The following is a 20,146-nucleotide window of genomic DNA, read 5'->3' as shown; positions in this document are numbered from 1 at the left end:
ATGGTATATCGTGATTCATATAATTATGCTATACTAGCGTGTCGTATGTTTGCGGAGGCGGGGGTGTGGGCGTGGCCGAATTGAAACGTATCATGATTAGTATTCCCAACAGTCTGCTGCAGGAGGTGGACGGGATTGTAGCGGTGGATAAACTCAGTCGCAGTCAGTTTATTCGTGAAGCAATGCGACTATACATCGAAGACCGAAAACGCAAGGCGGTACGGGATATGATGAAAAAGGGCTATCAGGAAATGGCTGTCATTAATCTGTCGCTGGCAGAGGAAGGCGCGGTAGCTGATGATGAGGTATTTGCCGTGATGCCGGTCTTGTTTGCGGAGCGTGAATGACTATGCAGGTAAAGCGCGGAGATATTTATTACGCGAACCTCAATCCGGTAGTCGGCTCAGAGCAAGGTGGGCACAGGCCGGTTCTAATTATACAGAATGATGTTGGCAACAAATACAGTCCAACTGTAATTGTCGCTGCCATCACATCACAGATATCAAAAGCTAAGCTGCCAACCCATGTTGAAATTAACGGCAAACAATGTAATTTGGACAAAGACTCTGTTCTGCTGCTTGAACAGGTTCGAACGATTGATAAACGCCGTCTTAAAGAAAAAATTACTCATCTACCTGATGAGACGATGACTAAAGTCGACGAAGCGATTCGCGTTAGCCTCGGCCTTGTTCCACTGTAGCAAGCCGAGGTTTTGTGATACCGTTTTTGATGCATAGGAGACGATGATATGCCTAAATTGCGAACTAACCACTTGGTTATTAGTTTATTGATGATCCTTTTGTTGCTGGTCAGTGCTTGCGGCAACGCTCCGGCTGCTGAGCCCAAGTCTAGAGCAAAATTAGACTCAAACGCCGCGGCTAATCTTACTGTAAAAGTACTTGACGTCGGTCAGGCTGATGCAATTCTGATACAGACCCCTAAACAAGCAATTCTAATCGATACAGGTGATGTAGGTACAAAAGAAAAACTCGTTTCGTACATAAAGAAGGCAGGAATAACTGCTCTTGACAAGGTAATCATCACCCATGCCCATGCTGATCATTTAGGTGGTATGGCCGAACTGATGGAAAACATACCGATTAAACAGGTATATGATAGCGCGTTTCCTGCTACGACAGCCACATACCGCAATTATCTAACCACGGTGCAAAAGAAGAAAATTCCTTTTTCCCGCTTACAAGCAGGGGGCAGTGTAGACTTAGGTGATGGTATTTCTTTAAAAGCGTTTGCTCCTGAAAAAGAATTTATCAAAGGCAGTGATTCGGACGTCAATAACAGTTCTATTGCTCTAAAATTATCCTATGGCGATTTTTCTATGCTGCTGACTGGTGATGCGGAGACAGAGTCTGAAGAGCTAATGCTTAAGAGCTTCAGAGCTGATTTAAAGAGCCAGGTGCTAAAAAGTCCGCATCATGGCAGCCGCACGTCTTCGTCACAGGCCTTCTTAAAGGCAGTAGCTCCTGAAGCAGTAGTCATTTCTGTGGGAGCTAATAATGACTATCATCACCCCCATCCTTCGATAATGAAGCGATATCAGGATGCTAAGATGAAAATCTACCGTACCGATCTGGATGGAACGGTGACTATCACTAGTGATGGCAAAACCTATAAGATCGCGAAGGAGAAGTAGTGATGAAGCTCAAAGTCGTCATTGATCGGATTGAAGAAAATAAAGCTGTTCTTTTGATCGGTGAGGCCGAAGCGCGTTCCGTTTGGCCGCGTGAGTATTTGCCACAGGGAGTAGCTGAGGGAGATCATCTGGAAGTTAGCTTCCGTATCGATCAAGAGGCTAGCCGGTCAGCCAAGCAAGAAGTTGAAGATTTACTGCGACAGTTGCTGGAGGGAAATCAAAAGTAATTGATGCGAGCGGCAGATTTCTGCCGCTCGCATTTTTCTTATTAGGACAAACCGCCTGTTTTTGCCTTTTTATATGAGTTACAACATTTTACATCAGTTTTTGCAGGAATTTTACGATAAAAGCAGAATATGTATACAATACGTCGCAATATGGGAGGTGCTGCTATTTGCGTCGGACGGTAATGTGGTTTCTGCTTTTATGGTGCCTGAGTATTCCGCAAGTTTCGCTGGCGGAATCGGCGGCTAAGGCTGAGATAACCGGTATCCGCTCTGGTCCGTTTGTCGATAAGGGTTTGGGTACTAATGTCATGCGATATGTTTTTGATGTATCTCGCCCGGTTACGGCCGAAGGCTTTGTCGTTGTTGGTGGTGCGTCTTCCCGGCTATCGGTCGTCATAAAAGATGCTGTGCCTGCCGAAGGACTCGGTCTGGAAGTTGAAGACGAAGTAGTTAGTCGTGCCAGTTCTGCCGTTAATTCAGTTGGCACTCAGGTGATGCTTGAATTGAAGCAGAAGATTTCTATGAATGATTTCAAGGTATTCACATTGCCTGGAAACCCGCAAGCGAATAAGGTGTTTCGCGTTGTTGTCGACATTAATCGCAATCCTAATTCTGCAGCGTTGGACAAGCAGGTGGAACCGGTTGTTCAAGGTCCTCAACTGCTGCAAATGCGGTCATATACCCATGTTGACGCTGTAACTGGAGCCAGCAAGATACGCATGGTTTTGGATTCGAGCGTCCCTGTGGTCGCCTCGGCATCGCTCAGCTCTACGCCTTTACCACGCTTGCTTGTTGATGTAAAGGGAGCTGCACCTGGGAAGATTGACCGTGAGTATGAGTTTGATAGTAAGATTATTGATCGCGCGGCAATTATACCGGGCCCGGGGGGCGCTGGCAGTCGCTTGATTGTTGACTTACCGTTGATGTTGGAGTCTGGTGATTACAAATTATTTACCTTACCTGCCGATCCAAAGGCGGACAAGCCGTTCCGAGTTGTTCTTGATATCGATAAAAAACTGCCGCCGGTGCAGTTTACGTTTACTCCTGGCCTGGCAAATAAAGTGATTGTTATCGATCCCGGGCATGGGGGTAGTGATCCAGGAGCCATCGGGCTTGGCGGTTTGCAAGAAAAGACCGCTAACCTAGCTGTCGCTATGCAGACGAAAGCGCTTTTGCAGAAGGCTGGGGCGAAAGTGCTGCTGACTCGTGAAACTGATATTGATGTGTATGGGCCAGATGCTAGTGATGTGGAAGAACTTAAATCCCGAACGACTATTGCTAATAATCAAAAAGCAGATGTGTTTATCAGCATCCATTCTAACTCTTCCGTAAACCGGGATGTTAGCGGAACCTCTACATACTTTTATCAAAAGACGCCGTATGATGTCATGCTGGCGCAAAGTATTCAACAATCACTGCTGCAAGCAGGCGGATTAGCCGACCGCCGAGTAAACTCAGCTAATTTCTATGTTATCAAACGGACGATGATGCCGGCTGCTCTGATTGAGCTTGCCTTTTTGTCAAATAAAAATGACGAAAAACTACTGGGGTCGCCACAATTTCAACAACAAATGGCGCAAGGAATCGTACGCGGACTTGATAAGTTCTTCGCGCAGGCGTCGAAACAGGGAGGTGAAGAGTAGTGACAGCGAGAAGCAAATGGATTGCGCTTGCACTGTGTGCCATTATCCTGCTGGCAGCTGGCTGCTCTGATTCGGCCCCGGTTTTGGAGAAAAACCTGGTCAGAACAGAAACTACCTCAGATAAAACCAAAGATCCGGATGCAGGTAAGGCTCAGGAAAGTATGCGCATTACGGTGTATCATGCAACAAAGGATGCTATGAATTTAGTACCAGAGATCCACGTCGTTGATAAAAACGACAATCCGGCGCGAACTGCGATTGCGTTATTAGCGGCTGAGCCAATCGATAAAAGCTTGATGCGAGTCATGCCGGTAAGCGCTAAATTACTTAGCTTAAAAATTCAAGATGGTGTGGCTTTTGCCAACTTTAGCTCGAATCTGAGAAGATTCGGCGGTGGCTCAGCCAACGAGATTCTGCTTGTGGCGGAAATCGTAAATACCTTGACCGAATTCCCTGAAATTAAGTCTGTGCAGATATTAATCGAGGGGAAAAAGGTTGAAACACTGGGGGGACATCTGGATATCAGTGAACCGCTCAGCCGTTCGGAAAAGATTATTAAACGCACAAAATAATGCAAAAAGGCAGCCTGGCGAGATAACTCGTTTGGCTGCCTTTTTTACAGAGATTATAAGTTTTTTGAGACCGCAAATTTAGATAAAACAAGGGCCGCCGCTTACAGAAGAATGATACCGCAGAGTACACAGAGGTCGCAGAGTGGACACAGAGGGAACGAATGAGTATGATATTTCTATAGGAAAACCGTATTTAGTAACCCTCTGCGGATATCCTCTGTGTTACTCTGCGTACTCTGCGGTTAACGTTCTCCGTCTCCGTAACTCCTAAAGGACTGCGTGCAGTTTTTCTTAGCTATCAGAAAGATGTGTAGTTTTTCTTATTCATTAAGGTATACTCGCGGTACTCTCTGGCTGACGGCGCATACCAGTTCATAGTTAATTGTACCTGCCAATCCGGCTAATTCAGTTACTGTAATTTCTTCAGAACCTTGGCGGCCAAACAATACCACTTCATCGCCGATGGACGCATCACAGGTTTCTCCCAGTTCGACGATCACCTGGTCCATACAGACGCGACCGACTAGCTGTCTGCGCTTGCCGTTTATGAGAACTGACGCCTTATTCGAGAGATGGCGGCTGTAGCCGTCCGCGTAGCCGATAGGGAGTGTCGCTAGATATACATCTTTAGTGGTCGTGTAGGTTCCTCCATAACTGACAGGAGTTCCTTTGGGGACTCTTTTTATATACACAATCTTGGTTTTGAACTCCATGGCTGGTTGTAAATCAAGCTGATTTTTCATTTGCTCTGATGGCGGCAGGCCGTAGAGGATGATACCCGGTCTGACCGCAGACAGATGTCCTGCCGGTAAATCGATAATGGTGGCGCTGTTTGCCGCTGACAGGACCGGGACAGAGAGGTTACTATCTCTGAGTGTCTGTCCCAATTGTTCAAATACAGCCAATTGCCGATAGGCAGAGGTTTTATCTGCAGCATCTGCGGAAGCCAAATGGGTCATAATGCCGCGAAGTTCAATTTCTGGCAGCTTGGACACAGTCTGAATGAAATCGAACGCTTGAGCAGGCAAAAGACCGATTCTGCCCATCCCAGTGTCGAGTTTGACCATGAGGTTAGCTTTCTGGCCCAACTGACGCGCCGCTTGGGACAAAGCCATTACGCCTTCGATAGTCGAGACTGTTGCCGTCAAATTTTGCTCGACATAGTAAGGGGCTTCCTCTGGTAAAGATAGACCTAGAATCAGTATTGGGGCGGTGATTCCCGCTTGACGAAGTTGTCCACCTTCTTCAGGAATGGCGACCGCGAGTGAATCAGCGCCTGAGGCTAATACCGCTTTACTCACAGGTACTGCGCCATGTCCATAGGCGTTGGCTTTTACAACGGCAATAATTTCCGCCGTGGGAGAAACTGCTTTACGGATGGTACTCATATTGTGCCTAATAGCAGCTAGATCGACATAAGCGATTGTTGGTCTCATAGCAACCTCCACGAATAGTATGTGTCAGACCGCTATGTTGCATCAAGCCTTTGACTAGCATCAGAGGTAACAACATCTGGAACTTACTGAACGGTCTGGGAAATAAGTTTCAACAAGCTGTATATGTCAAGTGTTAGCGATTCAAGGGCTAAATCCTCTAGGGAATACAATTTTTTTTCTTGTTGTGCTATACTATGATATGCGAAACAGGAAGTTTTTTCATGCAGGTGAGACAGATGAATTTAAAAACACTGGGTGAATTCGGTCTGATTGATTTGATAAAGCAGGGAACAATTGTCGAACCAAACGGCCTCGAACTTGGCATTGGTGATGATGCGGCCGCTTTTTGGCCTGAGCCAGGACGGCTGCAGCTACTGACTGCCGATATGCTTGTGGAAACAGTTCACTTTGATTTGAAGTGGATATCTCCTTGGCAACTCGGCTACAAGTCGCTGGCTGTTAATATTAGCGATATCGCCGCCATGGGAGGCAGACCCAGGCAGGCTGCTGTGTCGCTTTCTTTGCCGCAAACTAGCAGCGTTGAGTTTGTGGTAGAACTATATGAGGGTATGAAGTCGATCGGACGAGAGTATGGGGTCAATATCATTGGCGGTGATACGGTGTCGAGTCCAGGTCCGATCGTGATCAATGTAACGCTAACTGGTGATGTAGTGCCTGAGAGGATGATTCGTCGTTCGGGGGCCTGCCCGGGAGATCTGGTGTTAGTAACAGGCTGTCTTGGTGATTCGGCGGCTGGTTTGGCGTGGCTATTGACAGAAAATCCGGTTGAGCAAGCGCCTCACCTAATTTCAGCCCATCTCACCCCCAAACCACAAGTGTCGTTAGGACAAGCAGCAGCCGCCGCCGGAGCAACAGCGATGGATGACGTCAGTGACGGATTGGCTAGCGAAGCCAACGAAATTGCCAATGCCAGTCAGGTTGGAATCATTATATATGCTGATAAGATACCGCTGTCTAGTGAACTGCAGTGTTTTGCCAGCCGGAATGGGCAAGATTGCCTGGACTACGCTCTCTATGGCGGCGAAGACTATCAACTGTTATTTACTATGCCGCCACAAGCCGCTCAGTGTTTTCTCCAGCTAGAGATAGCCGGAAGTTGCCGAGTGATAGGTGAAGTCTGCTCAGAACGACAGGTAACCTTGATTGCCAACGATGGTTCGAAAGTGGCGATCAAGCCGAAGGGATATAATCATTTTCGTTAACCAAAGGAGAATCGATGTGTTAGCTTTACTTACGATGACACCAGAAGAAACCGAGGAGTTTGGTTTTCGGATCGGGACTCGGCTACAGGCTGGCGATTGTTTATGCCTGACAGGTACTCTTGGCGCTGGCAAAACCCTATTGGCGCAAGGAATTGCGCGTGGATTAGGTGTGACTGATCCTGTAACTAGCCCGACCTTTACCGTATTACAGGTATACCAAGGGCGGTTGCCTGTTTATCACTACGATTTATATCGCCTCCGCCGGTCAGAGGAATTGATCGATATTGGTTTTGATGAGTATAGCGGTCCTAGCGGTGTAACTCTCATCGAATGGCCGGATATGTTTCCAGAGAGTATGCCAGAAGAAGCGCTGTGGGTAGAATTATCGCCTGAGTCTGATGGACAAGCCAGAAAGATAACACTTACGCCGCACGGAAACCGTTATTCGGTTCTGCTGAAGGAGTTGAGCTGACAATGAGCATTTTAGCGCTTGATACTAGCACTGTTGTCTCTAGTGTTGCTTTGGCCGAGTCGGATCGGCTGTTAGCAGAAATAACCTTGCAAACGAAGAAGACGCACTCAGAACACCTGATGCCCCATATTGCCGACTTGCTGGATAAAGCATCGCAGAAGAGGTCTGACCTGACTGCGATTGCTGTCAGTATCGGGCCAGGATCGTTTACCGGTTTGCGTATCGGTCTTGCCACAGCCAAGGCATTAGCATATACGCTGAAGCTGCCGCTTGTTGGCGTGCCGACAATGGCTGCTCTCGCGTTTGGTTGTTATGCACCTGGAGTCACCTTGGCTCCAATGCTTGATGCGCAAAAGGGCAATGTCTATTTTGCCTTATATCAGTGGCGGTTAGACGGGTTTCACGAGCTAACTGCTCCAGCAGTTGCAGCCGCAGATTCGCTTTTGCTCCGTCTGTCGCAAATGGAGACATCTGTGGTGCTGCTGGGCGAGGCTGCGATTATGTTTCAGGATCAGGCGCAACCATATGACAATCTTTTCTTGCCGCCAGCGCATTCAGTGATCCCCCGGGCAGGCAGCGTAGCGTTGCTCGGGTTGGAACGGCTGCGCAACGGTCAACAAGATGACATTGAAGCGTTAGAACCGCTTTATATACGTCGCTCTGAAGCCGAAGTATTGTGGGAGCAGCGTCATGGAGGAAATGTCTGTGGCTAACGTTTCCTTCTATGCGATGTCTTGGGATGATATTGATGCGGTTGTTGCTCTAGAACAAGCCACATTTAGCATGCCGTGGAGTCGGGACGCCTTTGAAACAGAACTGTCATCAAATCCACTGGCTAGGTATATCGTAATGAAAGAAGACGGAAAGTTTGTCGGTTATGCGGGAATGTGGTTTGTGCTTGACGAGGCTCACATTATGAATGTAGCTATTGAAGCTTCTTGCCGTGGCCGTGGTCTTGGCAAAGCTCTGATGCAACAGATGCTTCATATTGCGGCGAGCAATGGGGTTGAAAGCATGACACTTGAGGTCAGACGTTCGAATTGTACAGCCCGCCATCTCTATGCCGAATTCGGTTTTATCGAACGCGGCGTGAGACCGGGATACTATACAGATAATGGTGAAGATGCTCTTTTGCTTTGGCTTGAAGACTTAGCGCGTTGGGCATAATGATCAGGGTAAAAAAAATAGCCACTTTCGTGGCTGAGGGTGATTGTATAGTACAATATGCCGGAACCCTGCCAGGTGTTACTAAAGGCTGCTAGAAACCGCTGTTTGAGGAGGACAGTCTGATGGATACTATTCAAATACACGCTGCCAACCAAGATGTGAAACGGCTGGTGTTGGCTCTGGAAACAAGCTGCGATGAAACATCTGCAGCATTGGTTTTAGGTGGCCGTACTATTTTATCTAACGTCATTTCGTCTCAGGTTCCGTTGCATCGAAAATATGGCGGGGTTGTGCCTGAGATCGCATCGCGCAAGCACATTGAAAATATTATTGGGGTAGTCGACGAGGCACTGACGGCTGCAGACAAAAAGCTCAGCGATATTGACGCAGTAGGAGTTACCTACGGTCCTGGATTGGTGGGGGCGCTGCTGGTTGGCGTGGCAGCCGCTAAAGCCATGGCATTTGCACTCGATGTGCCGTTAATCGGCGTCAATCATTTGGAAGGCCATGTTTTCGCGAATCTGTTGGCATTTCCTGAATTGGAGCCGCCATTTGTAGCGCTGGTTGTCTCAGGCGGTCATACATCTTTGGTCCATGTGAGAGGCTACAATACCTTTGAACTGATGGGTCAGACGCGTGATGACGCCGCAGGCGAGGCATTTGATAAAATTGCCCGGGTTATGGGATTACCCTATCCGGGTGGCCCGGAAATTGAACGTTTGGCTGCTTCAGGGAACCGGCACGCGATTGCTTTCCCGCGCGCTTTGGCTGGAAAGGATAATTTGGAATTCAGCTTCAGTGGCCTCAAGTCAGCTGTGTTAAATTATCTCAATAGCGCTGCACAAAAGGGTGAACCAGTGGTGTTGGCTGATGTCGCAGCGAGTTTTCAGTCTAGCATTGTATCTGTGCTAGTTAATAAAACACTGCAGGCGGCGCGAAAAGCGGCAGTGGATACTGTTGTTGTCGCCGGCGGAGTGGCGGCGAACGGAGAATTGAAACGTGAACTGAGCGTTATCTGCGAACAGGAAAATCTTCGCTTCTTTGCGCCGCCGTTGGCTCTTTGTACTGATAATGCAGCGATGATTGCCTGTCGAGCTAACTATAAGCTACTAGTAGGAAAAGTATCCGATCTGACGCTAAATGCGGTTCCTTCGCTTAAACTTGGAGAATAGGGCGAAAAACAGTTTGTTCTTCAATTGTGGATACTGTGGCTAATTGCCAAGAAACGACCCAAAACCCGAAAAAACGCTGTTGATAAACCTGTGGGTTTTGTGGATAAGTCTGGGGAAAAGATCGCAAAATATGTGAATAACCTCACAATGAAAAACATGTGATAGGATTTGTACACAGGGATTTTTCGAAATGGAGAGTAGTATTGCACAATTAGATAACATTTTTCTATATTTAAAACAGGATTTTATTAATTCTGATTGAATATAATCCAATTATATTAACAATGTACACTGTAGGTGGTCGTAATGAGTATTACAGCAGACATCTGTCGGAAGGCAACCGCCTTATCTGCAGAACAAATCGCCGGGCTGGAAGCAATTGAGGGAATGATTGAACTGGCAGCTGACATTGCCTGTGCTCAAATTACTGTTTATGCAAGTGCGGCCGCCGATCACTTCTTGGTTATTGTCACGCAAGCCAAACCTCATACCAGCTTTATTGACTATAAAGCAAACTTGCTGGGTTCAACTATTCACTCCTCAGAGGAACCGCTCGTTTGGCGAACTATCACTACTGGCGAGTCAATCACCGGACAGCGTGAGTGGGCCTGGGGCCGAGAGACCCTCGTTATGCATACGTTTCCTTTGCATGACTCTCACGGCAACATTATCGCTGCTGTTAGTTTAGAAGCTAGCATTGATGATTCAGGCGCCGGCAGCTCGAGCAGTTTGGTCGAAACAGCTAAAATGCTGTTAGCTTCAGCTGAATCGGTAGGCGGCACTCAGCGCCCGCTTGCGCCGAGAGATGGTATTATGATTATTGACAGTCATGGCCAGATTCTTTATGCTAATGCGGCAGCTGTCAGTATATACAAAATGCTCGGGGTTGGCAGAATCGTCGGACGGCGCATTTATGACCGCAACCTTAATGCTCGTATTGCGCAAAGGGCACTTCATACTCACCAATCGCAAGAGCATGAGCTGGAGCTTGGCGGGACTACTCTGCTACAACGCGCTATCCCGATTGTGCAAAAGGGGCAAACTACCCGGATCATTTTGCTTATCGCCGATGTGACAGACATCAAGAAAAAAGAAAAAGAGCTGCTGGTTAAGTCGGCGGTGATTCAGGAGATTCACCACCGGGTGAAAAATAATTTGCAGACGGTTGCCAGTCTGTTGCGCCTGCAAGCGCGGCGCAGCACTTTTCCTGAGGTGAAGGCCGCTCTGCGGGAGAGCGTGAATCGGATTCTTAGCATCTCTGTAGTGCACGAATTCCTTTCTCAGCAAGACAAGGAAAGTATTGATGTTGCAGAAGTCGCCAAGAATATTCTGGATTTAATCATCCAGAATATGTTGGAACCTGATTTTAATATTCAAACTGTCTTTACCGGTCCCACCGTTATTCTGCCGTCAGAACAAGCAACCAGTTTGGCGCTTGCCATCAACGAACTCATTCAAAATTCGTTAGAGCATGGTTTTGTCGGTCTCAATGAAGGCGTAATTGGCGTGGATATCGCTTCCGGCAAAGATGCGTATCAAATCGAAATTTATGATAATGGTGTTGGCCTGCCTACTGATTTTACGCCACAGGCAACGCGCAGCTTGGGACTGCAAATCGTCAAAACCCTGGTGGAAAATGACCTTGGTGGTCAGTTCACCCTTTATTCTAACGCTGGCACGCGAGCTAGAATCATCATTCCGCGAATTTCGGGAGGAGGCTAAATCATGCAAGCACTACGCATTATTATCGCCGATAACGAGTCCATCATTCGCATGGATCTGAAGGAATTGTTGGAGGAAGCAGGTCATACTGTGCTGGCGGAAGCCTCTGATGGTGTGCAGGCTGTAGAACTGGCACGAAAATATTCGCCCGACTTAATTATTATGGATATTAAGATGCCGGAAATGGATGGAATCGCTGCCGCCAAGCTCATTTCGAACGAGCGCTTAGCGCCTGTTCTTTTGTTGACAGCATACAGTCAAAAAGAAATTGTAGAAAAAGCAAAAGATTCGGGAGTGCTTGCATACTTAGTCAAGCCGGTTAAAGAAGCCAATTTATTCCCAGCTATGGAGATAGCTATGTCTCGGTTCAATGAGTTTATGGAACTGGAAAAGGAACTGGAAGACGTAAAGAATTCATTAGTTAACCGCAAACTGCTCGACAGGGCCAAGGGTATCCTGATTGAGGCCCACGGTTTTACTGAAAATGAAGCGTATCGCCGCATCCAGCAGTATAGCATGAACAAGCGAAAGTCCATTCGAGAAATCGCAGAGATGATTATCAGAGCGGCGACAAAATAGTAGGCCCGTTTGTGTCGCTAGTGTACCGCTAGTTCCGCTTGTGTTCAATGTACTATGACGTATCTCAAAATCACCAAGACCGCCACAGCGGTCTTTTCTTCTGTATAAAACTTCCGTTTACTGTAGATACTACCAACGGTCACGGGGGGAATTAAAAAAATACTGGATAATCTACCATTTTTTTTGCTGACCCCCTTGATTTTTGTTGCCAGATTCTATATGATAAATTATGTAATTAGCACTCATGTTGAGTGAGTGCTAACAAATAAACAAATGAATCGTACAGGATAAAAGGAGGTTGTTTTCAATGATTAAGCCGTTAGGCGACAGAGTAGTGATTAAAGCTCTGGAAAAAGAAGAAAAGACTGTAAGTGGTATCGTTCTTCCTGATACTGCCAAGGAAAAACCTCAAAAAGGCACGATTATTGCAGTTGGCACTGGTAAGGTTCTCGACAACGGCCAAAGAGTGGCGCTTGAAGTTAAGGAAGGCCAGGAAGTAATTTTCTCGAAGTACGCTGGCACCGAGATCAAGATCGACAATCAGGACTACCTGATCCTCAGCGAACGCGACATCCTGGCAATTGTTGAAAAGTAATTACTCGATTACATATTTGAGGAGGAATGAATAAATGGCAAAGCAAATTCTATTTGATGAAGACGCCCGCCGCGCACTGGAGAGAGGTGTCAATGCCCTCGCCAATGCCGTTAAAGTAACTCTAGGACCTAAAGGCCGCAATGTTGTCCTTGACAAGAAATTCGGCGCTCCTACCATCACCAATGACGGTGTAACCATCGCTCGCGATATCGATTTGGAAGATCCGTTTGAAAACATGGGCGCTCAATTGGTTAAGGAAGTTGCCACCAAAACTAATGATGTGGCTGGCGACGGCACCACGACTGCAACTCTCTTGGCTCAAGCGATGATTCGCGAAGGCATGCGCAATGTCGCTGCTGGCGCTAATCCGATGATCGTAAAACGCGGTATCGAGCTAGCTGTTGTCGCTCTGGTTGAAGAAATCAAGAAAACCTCCAAGAAAGTGGAAACTAAAGAAGCGATCACTCAAGTTGCCGCTATTTCCGCTAATGACGCAGAAATTGGCAAACTGATTGCTGATGCAATGGATAAAGTCGGCAAAGACGGTGTTATCACTGTTGAAGAATCAAAAGCCATGGTTACTGGCCTTGAGTTCGCTGAAGGCATGCAGTTTGACCGCGGCTACATTTCCCCGTACATGATCACCGATCCTGACAAAATGGAAGCTGTTCTCAACAGCCCGTATATCTTGATCACTGACCGCAAAATTGGCGCTATTGCCGACATGCTGCCTATCCTGGAAAAGGTTGTACAGCAAGGCAAAGAACTGCTGATCATTGCTGAAGATGTGGAAGGCGAAGCGCTTGCCACTTTGGTTGTCAATAAATTGCGCGGCACTTTCCGGGCTGTAGCTGTTAAGGCTCCTGGCTTCGGCGACCGCCGCAAAGCTATGCTCGAAGACATTTCCATTCTGACTGGCGGCAAAGTCATCACCGAAGAACTTGGTCGTAAGCTTGACAGCGTTACTCTCGAAGATCTGGGTACTGCTCGCCAAATTCGTATCTCCAAAGAAGAAACCACTATTGTTGACGGCGCTGGTAAGGAAGAAGAAATCAAACTCCGCGTCAACCAAATTAAAGCGCAAATCGAAGAAACTACTTCCGACTTTGACAAAGAAAAACTGCAAGAGCGTTTGGCTAAACTCTCTGGCGGCGTAGCTGTCATCCAAGTTGGCGCGGCTACAGAAGTCGAGCTCAAAGAGAAGAAACTTCGCATCGAAGACGCTCTCAACGCTACCCGTGCAGCAGTTGAAGAAGGCATCGTCGCTGGCGGTGGCACTGCTCTCCTCGACATCCAGTCAGTACTCGACGGTCTTGATGTTGCTGGTGAAGTTAAAACCGGTGTTCAAATCGTTAGACGCGCTATCGAAGAACCGGTTCGTCAAATCGCCAACAATGCCGGTCACGAAGGCTCTGTCATCGTGGAAGGCGTCAAGAAAGCAGGCAAAGGCTTTGGGTTCAATGCTCTGACTGAAGAGTATGTTGATATGATTAAAGCTGGTATCGTTGACCCGGCTAAAGTAACTCGCTCTGCTCTGCAAAACGCAGCTAGCATTGCGGCTATGGTTCTCACCACTGAAACTCTTGTTTCCGACAAGCCTGAAAAAGACGGCGGCGCTGCTGCTGGCATGGGCGGCATGGGTGGAATGGGTGGCATGGGTGGAATGGGCGGCATGATGTAATCAGAAGCCATCGCCCCGGTAGCGGAGCGAGCTTAGGCATCTGAAAACCGTCAATGTTACCATTTTTATTACCGAATAGCTAAACGATTAGAGGTTGTCTATGAGTTGATGAAACTCACGGGCAACCTCTTTTTGCATCAGCTCACTCCCGGCTTGTTGCTAGCGGCAAGAGTTTGGCGATTAATGTCGTCATACTGATCAGTTTCCCAGCATAAATACTACTGTAGTCTAGCTGGGGGTGATTGTGTGCTTATCGACCTGCGTCGGTGGTTGAACCGCAGATATTGGTTTTATAGTATTGTTGGCTTGTTTGCAATCAGTTCATTTTATGTCCAAGTTGCAGAGTACGCCAACAGTGGTCCGGTCGCCATCGCCGGAACCCGCACCGAGCAGAAGGTGGTGGCATTGACGTTTGATCATTCCTGGGGGAATAAGTTCACGCCATCGATTCTCGATACACTGAAAAAGAATAATCTGAAGGTAACCTTCTTTATCATGGGGCCTTGGGCACAGAAGTATGCCGATGTGGCAAAACGCATGGTCGACGACGGACACGAAATTGGCAGTCATGGCTATAAGCATGAGAACTATGGCGATATGACTGCTGAGTGGGTTAAGGAAGATATCAAGAAGTCGCACGCGCAAATTAAAGAAGCAACAGGTGTGGAACCGGCATTAATCCGCCCGCCGAATGGCCACTATAGCCGCCGCTCATTACAGGCGACAGAGGAAATGGGCTATAAGACGATTATCTGGAATGCCGATTCATTGGATTGGAAAAACCCCGGGAGAGATGTGATTATTGACAGAGTGGTCAAGCGGCTTAAGCCAGGGGCCATCATCTTACTGCATGCGTCAGATACGCCAGTGCAAACCGCTGAGGCACTACCAATTCTGGTTGAGAAAATTAAAGCAGAAGGATATCAGATTGTAACAGTGGGTGAGCTGTTGACAAAGTATGCAGAGAACGGCGTTATAAGGCATTAGGCGTTAGACTTATCTAGCGGCCTGCTTTTACTAAAGGATTAGAAATATCAGTTGACCAATAGCGCAAAGAACACAAAGCGCGCAAGCGCCGCGAAGCGGAATAATAAAGATATCTTTGCGCCGCTAGTGCTCTTTGCGCGCTTCGTGTTAAACCGTTTCTCCCGTATCATAAGACCGTAGCGGTCTTTCTTTTTTTTGCAGGAAATTTGTCACTCCGACTCGAATTATCGCTAAAGGTATGGCTGTTTTGTGTAAGGTGATACTATGAATATCTTTACAGCGCTTGCAGGGTATGATATAGTTTTCATTTATATAGCTATATAAATGCTAAAGAATACGAGGAGGCTTAGCTTATGCATGCAAAAACCCAGGACCTGGTTTTGGTCATGGACTTTGGCGGTCAGTATAGCCAATTGATTGCCCGCCGTATCCGCGAATGCGGCGTATACTGTGAAATTATTCCGTTTTCGACTCCTATCGAGAAAATCAAGTCAATGAAGCCGAATGGGATTGTCTTTTCCGGTGGACCTTCCAGCGTGTATGGCGAAAAGGCACCTCGCTGTGATGAGGCGATCTTTACCTTGGGTGTCCCGGTACTTGGGATTTGCTATGGGATGCAGTTTACCGCCCATACGCTTGGCGGCGAAGTCAGCAGGGCGCAAACGCGTGAATATGGAAACACTCGGCTTTGCATAGAAGGTGAAAGCTCCTTCTTCGCTGGCGTCAGCAAGGAGACACAAGTATTGATGAGCCATGGTGACTTTATTGCCAAGGCACCTGCTGGCTTTTCTGTCATTGCGAGAACTGATAATACTCCCGTAGCAGCGATGGCTGATGAACAGCGTCGGATTTATGGCGTGCAATTCCACCCCGAAGTGCAGCATACCCCAGAAGGAATGAAGATGCTGCGCACGTTCCTGTTCGACATTTGCGCTTGCAAAGGGGACTGGAACATGGGCTCGTTTGTCGACCAAGCAATAGCTTCAATCCGCGCCCAAGTTGGGGACAAGCGTGTGCTATGTGCGCTCAGTGGCGGTATTGACTCGTCAGTTGCTGCTGTGTTGGTACACCGGGCTGTCGGTGACCAACTAACCTGTGTTTTTGTTAACCATGGCTTTTTGCGTAAGGGTGAACCTGAGCAGGTGGTAAAAACCTTCCGTGATGGTTTCCACATGAACTTGGTTTATGCAAATGTCGTAGATCGCTTTATGGGCCGCATTGCCGGGGTGACTGAGCCTGAAGCCAAGCGAAAACTGATTGGCGACGAATTTATTCGTGTGTTTGAGACTGAAGCTGCTAAATTGGGAGAGATCGATTATTTGGTTCAGGGAACATTATATCCTGATGTCATCGAAAGCGGGACAGAAACTGCGGCAGTGATTAAGAGTCATCATAATGTCGGCGGTTTGCCGGAAGATATGAAATTTAGTTTGGTTGAGCCGCTGCGGGATTTATTTAAAGACGAAGTTCGTCTATTGGCAAAAGAGTTAGGCTTACCGGAAGATATTGTTTGGCGTCAACCCTTTCCGGGACCGGGTCTTGCCATTCGGATAATCGGAGAGATTACTGAGGAACGGTTAAACATCCTGCGGGAAGCGGATGCTATTGTTCACCAGGAAATTAAAAATGCGGGACTGTACCGCAAAGTTTGGCAATCCTTCGCTGTCTTGCCGGCGATGAAGAGTGTCGGCGTGATGGGCGATGAGCGTACCTACGCATATACAGTAGGACTACGTATTGTTTCCAGCGAAGATGGCATGACTGCTGATTGGGTGCGGGTTCCTTATGAGGTTCTTGATGTCATATCGCGTCGGATTGTTAATGAAGTAAAAGACGTGAACCGTATTGTTTATGACATTACCTCTAAGCCACCTTCCACGATTGAGTGGGAATAATTCGAAAAACAACCGAACATTTTGTTGAAAAAGTAAAAAAACGTTCATATTTTTGTTGACAGGCTTCGCCACAGCCTGCTAAAATAAACATACAAACTGAATACTGCTCGTACAGTTCTGAGGATATGGCTCAGACGTTGTTGCCAGGTAGCCGTAAATTGCCTGACTACGGGTGAAAGTGCGTCTAGGGTTCCGCGTGATGGATTGCGATCTGACACGGCTGTGACCAAGCGTCGCAGGTGCCAATGTTGGTGCTACACCGAAGGGAAAAAAGCCCGGGCGGGGAAGTTTCGCTCAAACTGCGGAAATTTCTCCTCCGGGCTTTTGTTTTGCTTCACCTGCCAGTATGAGGCAAGACTTGAAGTCAGATACTATAAGAACCTTTTGCATGCAACATTCTCCGGGATGCTCATGTACATAACAGAAGAGGAGAGAGACAATGCTTGAAAAACTTTTTGCGTTAAGTGCTAGACAGACAGATGTGAAAACAGAGGTTATGGCAGGGATAACCACCTTTATGACCATGGCCTATATTTTATTCGTTAATCCAAGTATTTTGGGCGCTGCCGGTATGGACAAGAATGCGGTGCTGCTAGCAACTGCCATTGGCGCAGGCCTGGTCACTATAATGATGGGTGTGTTTGTTAATTACCCGATTGCATTGGCTCCTGGCATGGGCTTAAATGCGTTCTATGCCTTTACCGTTGTCCTTGGTATGGGTGTTTCCTGGCAGGTTGCTCTGGGGGCAGTCTTTATTTCTGGTCTTATCTTCATCCTGTTGACTGTAACCCATATTCGCCAATTGCTGGTGGAAGGTATGCCTGCTTCCTTAAAGTACGCCATTACTGTGGGCATTGGCCTGTTTATTACCGTCGTTGGATTAAAACTATCTGGACTCATGACTATCCGTGTTTCACTGATTCCACCGACGTTGGAAAAGCTAATCGCATCCCATGGCAATGGTACGCCAATGCATTTTGAAACAATTATCGCGATGGGGAACTTAGCAGATCCCCCTGTTCTGTTGGCTGTTTTCGGATTGATTCTAACCGGCGTTTTGATGGCTCGTCGCGTCAGTGGCGCCATGCTTGTTGGCATTTTTACCACTACGCTGATTGGCATAGCTATGGGGGTAGTAAAAATTCCCGCTGGCTTTAGTCCTGTGTCTATTCCTGATTTTAGTAATAACGCTTTTTTTGCCTTGGATATTGCTGGCGCTCTACAGATGGGCCTAATGACAATTATCTTTACCTTTACGTTTGTTGAGCTATTCGATACCATGGGGACCTTGGTCGGAACAGCGACAAAAGCCGGCTTGGTTGACAAGGATGGTAAATTTCCCGGCATTGGCAAGGCTATGCTGGTTGATGCGACTGGTGTCAGTCTAGGCGCGGTTTTGGGTACCAGCACAATTACTGCGTTTGTCGAGAGCGCTGCCGGTGTTGGCGCTGGCGGTCGTACTGGTCTCACGGCTGTAGTCTGTGGCATCTTGTTTATGTTGGCGTTGTTCTTTACTCCGCTAGCTGGCCTTATTCCTGATGCGGCGACGGCGCCTGCTTTGATTATTGTTGGCGCACTGATGATGGAGTCTGTTAAACGTATCGATTTTGACGATTTTACTGAAGCGCTACCAGCTTTTCTGACTATCGTAATTATGCCTTTCACTTACAGCATTGCCAATGGCATTTCAGTGGGCCTTGTCATGTATCCGCTGCTCAAACTGGTTAGCGGACGCGCTCGCGAGGTGCACTGGATCGTGTACTTGCTAGCAGTTCTGGTGGTTATGCGATTCGTTTTCCTGGCTGAATAAAAAATTACTACTAAAACCCAGATATCGGTTAACCGGTATCTGGGTTTACTAAAAACTGAGGATAGATTAGGAGGGATTGTATTGAAAGCTGCTATCATTATGGGAAGTGATTCTGATTTGCCAATCTTGCAACCTGCACTTGACACGTTTAAGGAGTTTGCTGTTGAGTATGAGGTGGTCATCGCATCTGCCCATCGGACTCCGGATAAGGTCCATGACTTTGCCTCAACAGCCAGAGACAGAGGCGTACAAGTTATCATCGCTGCCGCCGGTGCGGCTGCCCACTTGCCGGGAGTCGTGGCTGCTTATACGACTTTGCCGGTCATCGGAGTGCCTGTAAACAGCACCTCACTGGGAGGCATCGACGCCCTGCTGAGCATCGCGCAAATGCCGGCTGGCATTCCAGTAGCGACAATGGCGATCAATGGCGCAAAGAATGCCGCTCTGTTCGCCATGCAGATTTTGGGTGTTCAAGATACAGAAGTACAAGCCAAGCTAACAGCCCACCGAAGCCGCATGGCGGAAGAAGTGGAGCGAAAAGCTCAAAAGGCTGCAGAAGCTATTCAAAGACAATAAAAAATGGGAGGAATTATCATGGAAAAGAAACCAATTTACGAAGGCAAAGCGAAACAAGTCTTTACAACCGCAAATCCCGATGAACTGGTTGTGTATTTCAAGGATGACGCTACTGCGTTGAATGGCGAGAAAAAGGGTACGATCATCAATAAAGGCGTGCTCAATAATAAAATTTCCACATTCTTCTTTGAACTTCTCGGTAAACATGGCATTCCCCATCACTTTATCCGTTTGCTGAGCGACAGAGAAATGCTTGTGAAACGATTGGACATCTTAAAGGTGGAGGTCGTCGTTCGCAATATCACCGCCGGCAGCCTGGCCAAGCGTATTGGTTGGGAGGAAGGGAAAAAGCTCTCCCGTCCAGTGCTCGAAATGTATTATAAGAACGATGAGCTTGGTGATCCTCTGATCAACGATTACCATATCTACGCGATGGGTCTGGCGCAGCCGGAGCAAGTCGCAAAGATGGCCGAATACGCGCTGAAAATCAATTCGATCCTCAGCGGCTATCTGAAAGCTAAAAAGTTAGAACTGATTGACTTTAAATTGGAGTTTGGTTTGCATAATGGCGAGGTTCTGTTAGGAGACGAGATTTCGCCTGATACCTGCCGCTTCTGGGATAGTGAAACTGGTGAAAAGCTGGATAAAGACCGTTTCCGTCGCGACTTAGGAAATGTGGAAGAGGCATACCACGAGATTCTGTTTCGCTTGACAGGGGAAAAGGCCTGATCTTCAGAA

Annotated in this window: 21 protein-coding genes and 1 riboswitch; of the genes, 20 read left to right on the top strand and 1 reads right to left on the bottom strand. The window is 47.5% G+C overall.

The features are described from left to right. Nucleotides 1-71: 71 nt before the first annotated feature. The 6 genes from AXX12_RS15790 (at nucleotide 72) to AXX12_RS15765 (ending at nucleotide 4,093) form a co-directional block, all read left to right on the top strand. The gene (locus tag AXX12_RS15790; RefSeq protein WP_066245232.1) at nucleotides 72-347 is read left to right on the top strand and encodes a CopG family ribbon-helix-helix protein; all 276 of its coding nucleotides are present in this window, start codon (nucleotides 72-74) and stop codon (nucleotides 345-347) included. A 2-nt stretch (nucleotides 348-349) separates the two neighbouring features. Beyond that, nucleotides 350-700: a type II toxin-antitoxin system PemK/MazF family toxin gene (locus tag AXX12_RS15785; protein ID WP_156478699.1), complete on the top strand. Its 351-nt coding sequence runs from the start codon at nucleotides 350-352 to the stop codon at nucleotides 698-700. A gap of 48 nt (nucleotides 701-748) precedes the next feature. Next, the gene (locus AXX12_RS15780) at nucleotides 749-1,651 is read left to right on the top strand and encodes a ComEC/Rec2 family competence protein (protein ID WP_066244835.1); all 903 of its coding nucleotides are present in this window, start codon (nucleotides 749-751) and stop codon (nucleotides 1,649-1,651) included. 2 nt (nucleotides 1,652-1,653) lie between these two features. Then, entirely contained in the window at nucleotides 1,654-1,878 is a 225-nt protein-coding gene (locus AXX12_RS15775; RefSeq protein ID WP_066244833.1) for a DUF3006 domain-containing protein, read from the top strand. Between the two features lie 167 nt (nucleotides 1,879-2,045). Then, on the top strand, nucleotides 2,046-3,521 hold the full coding sequence (locus AXX12_RS15770) for an N-acetylmuramoyl-L-alanine amidase family protein (protein WP_066244831.1): 1,476 nt from the start codon (nucleotides 2,046-2,048) through the stop codon (nucleotides 3,519-3,521). Continuing rightward, on the top strand, nucleotides 3,521-4,093 hold the full coding sequence (locus AXX12_RS15765) for a GerMN domain-containing protein (protein ID WP_066244829.1): 573 nt from the start codon (nucleotides 3,521-3,523) through the stop codon (nucleotides 4,091-4,093). The genes AXX12_RS15770 and AXX12_RS15765 overlap by 1 nt, the downstream gene beginning before the upstream one ends. 320 nt (nucleotides 4,094-4,413) lie before the next feature. Here the strand turns inward: AXX12_RS15765 and alr are convergent, their stop codons facing one another. Further along, the gene (gene alr, locus AXX12_RS15760) at nucleotides 4,414-5,529 is read right to left on the bottom strand and encodes an alanine racemase (protein ID WP_066244826.1); all 1,116 of its coding nucleotides are present in this window, start codon (nucleotides 5,527-5,529) and stop codon (nucleotides 4,414-4,416) included. A gap of 236 nt (nucleotides 5,530-5,765) precedes the next feature. Here alr and thiL point away from each other — a divergent pair, with 236 nt between their 5' ends. The 14 genes from thiL to purC all read left to right on the top strand — a co-directional run bounded on the left by thiL (nucleotide 5,766) and on the right by purC (nucleotide 20,137). Further along, on the top strand, nucleotides 5,766-6,752 hold the full coding sequence (gene thiL, locus AXX12_RS15755) for a thiamine-phosphate kinase (protein ID WP_066245227.1): 987 nt from the start codon (nucleotides 5,766-5,768) through the stop codon (nucleotides 6,750-6,752). Between the two features lie 16 nt (nucleotides 6,753-6,768). Next, nucleotides 6,769-7,224 carry a tRNA (adenosine(37)-N6)-threonylcarbamoyltransferase complex ATPase subunit type 1 TsaE gene (gene tsaE, locus AXX12_RS15750; RefSeq protein ID WP_082816921.1) on the top strand — a complete coding sequence of 152 codons (456 nt, stop codon included), beginning with the start codon at nucleotides 6,769-6,771 and terminating at the stop codon, nucleotides 7,222-7,224. A 2-nt stretch (nucleotides 7,225-7,226) separates the two neighbouring features. Further along, nucleotides 7,227-7,937, top strand: coding sequence for a tRNA (adenosine(37)-N6)-threonylcarbamoyltransferase complex dimerization subunit type 1 TsaB (tsaB, locus tag AXX12_RS15745; RefSeq protein WP_066244824.1), 711 nt, complete (start codon nucleotides 7,227-7,229; stop codon nucleotides 7,935-7,937). Next, nucleotides 7,930-8,391, top strand: a complete 462-nt coding sequence (gene rimI, locus AXX12_RS15740; RefSeq protein WP_407922277.1) for a ribosomal protein S18-alanine N-acetyltransferase — start codon at nucleotides 7,930-7,932, stop codon at nucleotides 8,389-8,391. Before tsaB ends, rimI begins: the two co-directional genes overlap by 8 nt. Before the next feature lie 122 nt (nucleotides 8,392-8,513). After that, the gene (gene tsaD / locus AXX12_RS15735; RefSeq protein WP_066244822.1) at nucleotides 8,514-9,563 is read left to right on the top strand and encodes a tRNA (adenosine(37)-N6)-threonylcarbamoyltransferase complex transferase subunit TsaD; all 1,050 of its coding nucleotides are present in this window, start codon (nucleotides 8,514-8,516) and stop codon (nucleotides 9,561-9,563) included. A 306-nt stretch (nucleotides 9,564-9,869) separates the two neighbouring features. Beyond that, entirely contained in the window at nucleotides 9,870-11,285 is a 1,416-nt protein-coding gene (locus AXX12_RS15730) for a histidine kinase N-terminal domain-containing protein (RefSeq protein ID WP_066244817.1), read from the top strand. A gap of 3 nt (nucleotides 11,286-11,288) precedes the next feature. Next, nucleotides 11,289-11,864 carry an ANTAR domain-containing response regulator gene (locus AXX12_RS15725; protein WP_066244815.1) on the top strand — a complete coding sequence of 192 codons (576 nt, stop codon included), beginning with the start codon at nucleotides 11,289-11,291 and terminating at the stop codon, nucleotides 11,862-11,864. A gap of 307 nt (nucleotides 11,865-12,171) precedes the next feature. Next, entirely contained in the window at nucleotides 12,172-12,459 is a 288-nt protein-coding gene (groES, locus tag AXX12_RS15720; protein WP_066244813.1) for a co-chaperone GroES, read from the top strand. 34 nt (nucleotides 12,460-12,493) lie between these two features. Next, nucleotides 12,494-14,140: a chaperonin GroEL gene (gene groL, locus AXX12_RS15715; RefSeq protein WP_066244811.1), complete on the top strand. Its 1,647-nt coding sequence runs from the start codon at nucleotides 12,494-12,496 to the stop codon at nucleotides 14,138-14,140. Nucleotides 14,141-14,386: 246 nt separating this feature from the next. Beyond that, entirely contained in the window at nucleotides 14,387-15,127 is a 741-nt protein-coding gene (gene pdaB, locus AXX12_RS15710) for a polysaccharide deacetylase family sporulation protein PdaB (RefSeq protein WP_066244808.1), read from the top strand. Between the two features lie 353 nt (nucleotides 15,128-15,480). Continuing rightward, nucleotides 15,481-17,022, top strand: coding sequence for a glutamine-hydrolyzing GMP synthase (guaA, locus tag AXX12_RS15705; protein WP_066244807.1), 1,542 nt, complete (start codon nucleotides 15,481-15,483; stop codon nucleotides 17,020-17,022). Between the two features lie 87 nt (nucleotides 17,023-17,109). Beyond that, nucleotides 17,110-17,211: riboswitch (purine riboswitch) on the top strand. A gap of 250 nt (nucleotides 17,212-17,461) precedes the next feature. Then, the gene (locus tag AXX12_RS15700; protein WP_066244805.1) at nucleotides 17,462-18,832 is read left to right on the top strand and encodes an NCS2 family permease; all 1,371 of its coding nucleotides are present in this window, start codon (nucleotides 17,462-17,464) and stop codon (nucleotides 18,830-18,832) included. An 81-nt stretch (nucleotides 18,833-18,913) separates the two neighbouring features. Continuing rightward, nucleotides 18,914-19,408 carry a 5-(carboxyamino)imidazole ribonucleotide mutase gene (purE, locus tag AXX12_RS15695; protein ID WP_066244803.1) on the top strand — a complete coding sequence of 165 codons (495 nt, stop codon included), beginning with the start codon at nucleotides 18,914-18,916 and terminating at the stop codon, nucleotides 19,406-19,408. A gap of 18 nt (nucleotides 19,409-19,426) precedes the next feature. Continuing rightward, nucleotides 19,427-20,137, top strand: a complete 711-nt coding sequence (purC, locus tag AXX12_RS15690; protein WP_066244800.1) for a phosphoribosylaminoimidazolesuccinocarboxamide synthase — start codon at nucleotides 19,427-19,429, stop codon at nucleotides 20,135-20,137. Nucleotides 20,138-20,146: the final 9 nt, after the last annotated feature.

Source organism: Anaerosporomusa subterranea (assembly GCF_001611555.1).
In the GTDB taxonomy this organism is placed as follows: Bacteria; Bacillota; Negativicutes; order Sporomusales; family Acetonemataceae; genus Anaerosporomusa; species Anaerosporomusa subterranea.
Note: the sequence above shows the minus strand (reverse complement) of the source record. Positions and strands in the feature narration are given on the sequence as shown.

Excerpts from the sequence above, each read along its gene's own strand:
- purC (WP_066244800.1), top strand. The coding sequence starts at position 19,427 with ATGGAAAAGAAACCAATTTACGAAGGCAAAGCGAAACAAGTCTTTACA.
- AXX12_RS15700 (WP_066244805.1), top strand. The coding sequence starts at position 17,462 with ATGCTTGAAAAACTTTTTGCGTTAAGTGCTAGACAGACAGATGTGAAA.
- tsaB (WP_066244824.1), top strand. The coding sequence starts at position 7,227 with ATGAGCATTTTAGCGCTTGATACTAGCACTGTTGTCTCTAGTGTTGCT.
- AXX12_RS15730 (WP_066244817.1), top strand. The coding sequence starts at position 9,870 with ATGAGTATTACAGCAGACATCTGTCGGAAGGCAACCGCCTTATCTGCA.
- tsaD (WP_066244822.1), top strand. The coding sequence starts at position 8,514 with ATGGATACTATTCAAATACACGCTGCCAACCAAGATGTGAAACGGCTG.
- AXX12_RS15780 (WP_066244835.1), top strand. The coding sequence starts at position 749 with ATGCCTAAATTGCGAACTAACCACTTGGTTATTAGTTTATTGATGATC.
- groES (WP_066244813.1), top strand. The coding sequence starts at position 12,172 with ATGATTAAGCCGTTAGGCGACAGAGTAGTGATTAAAGCTCTGGAAAAA.
- thiL (WP_066245227.1), top strand. The coding sequence starts at position 5,766 with ATGAATTTAAAAACACTGGGTGAATTCGGTCTGATTGATTTGATAAAG.
- guaA (WP_066244807.1), top strand. The coding sequence starts at position 15,481 with ATGCATGCAAAAACCCAGGACCTGGTTTTGGTCATGGACTTTGGCGGT.
- alr (WP_066244826.1), bottom strand. The coding sequence starts at position 5,529 with ATGAGACCAACAATCGCTTATGTCGATCTAGCTGCTATTAGGCACAAT.
- AXX12_RS15775 (WP_066244833.1), top strand. The coding sequence starts at position 1,654 with ATGAAGCTCAAAGTCGTCATTGATCGGATTGAAGAAAATAAAGCTGTT.
- AXX12_RS15725 (WP_066244815.1), top strand. The coding sequence starts at position 11,289 with ATGCAAGCACTACGCATTATTATCGCCGATAACGAGTCCATCATTCGC.
- AXX12_RS15785 (WP_156478699.1), top strand. The coding sequence starts at position 350 with ATGCAGGTAAAGCGCGGAGATATTTATTACGCGAACCTCAATCCGGTA.
- groL (WP_066244811.1), top strand. The coding sequence starts at position 12,494 with ATGGCAAAGCAAATTCTATTTGATGAAGACGCCCGCCGCGCACTGGAG.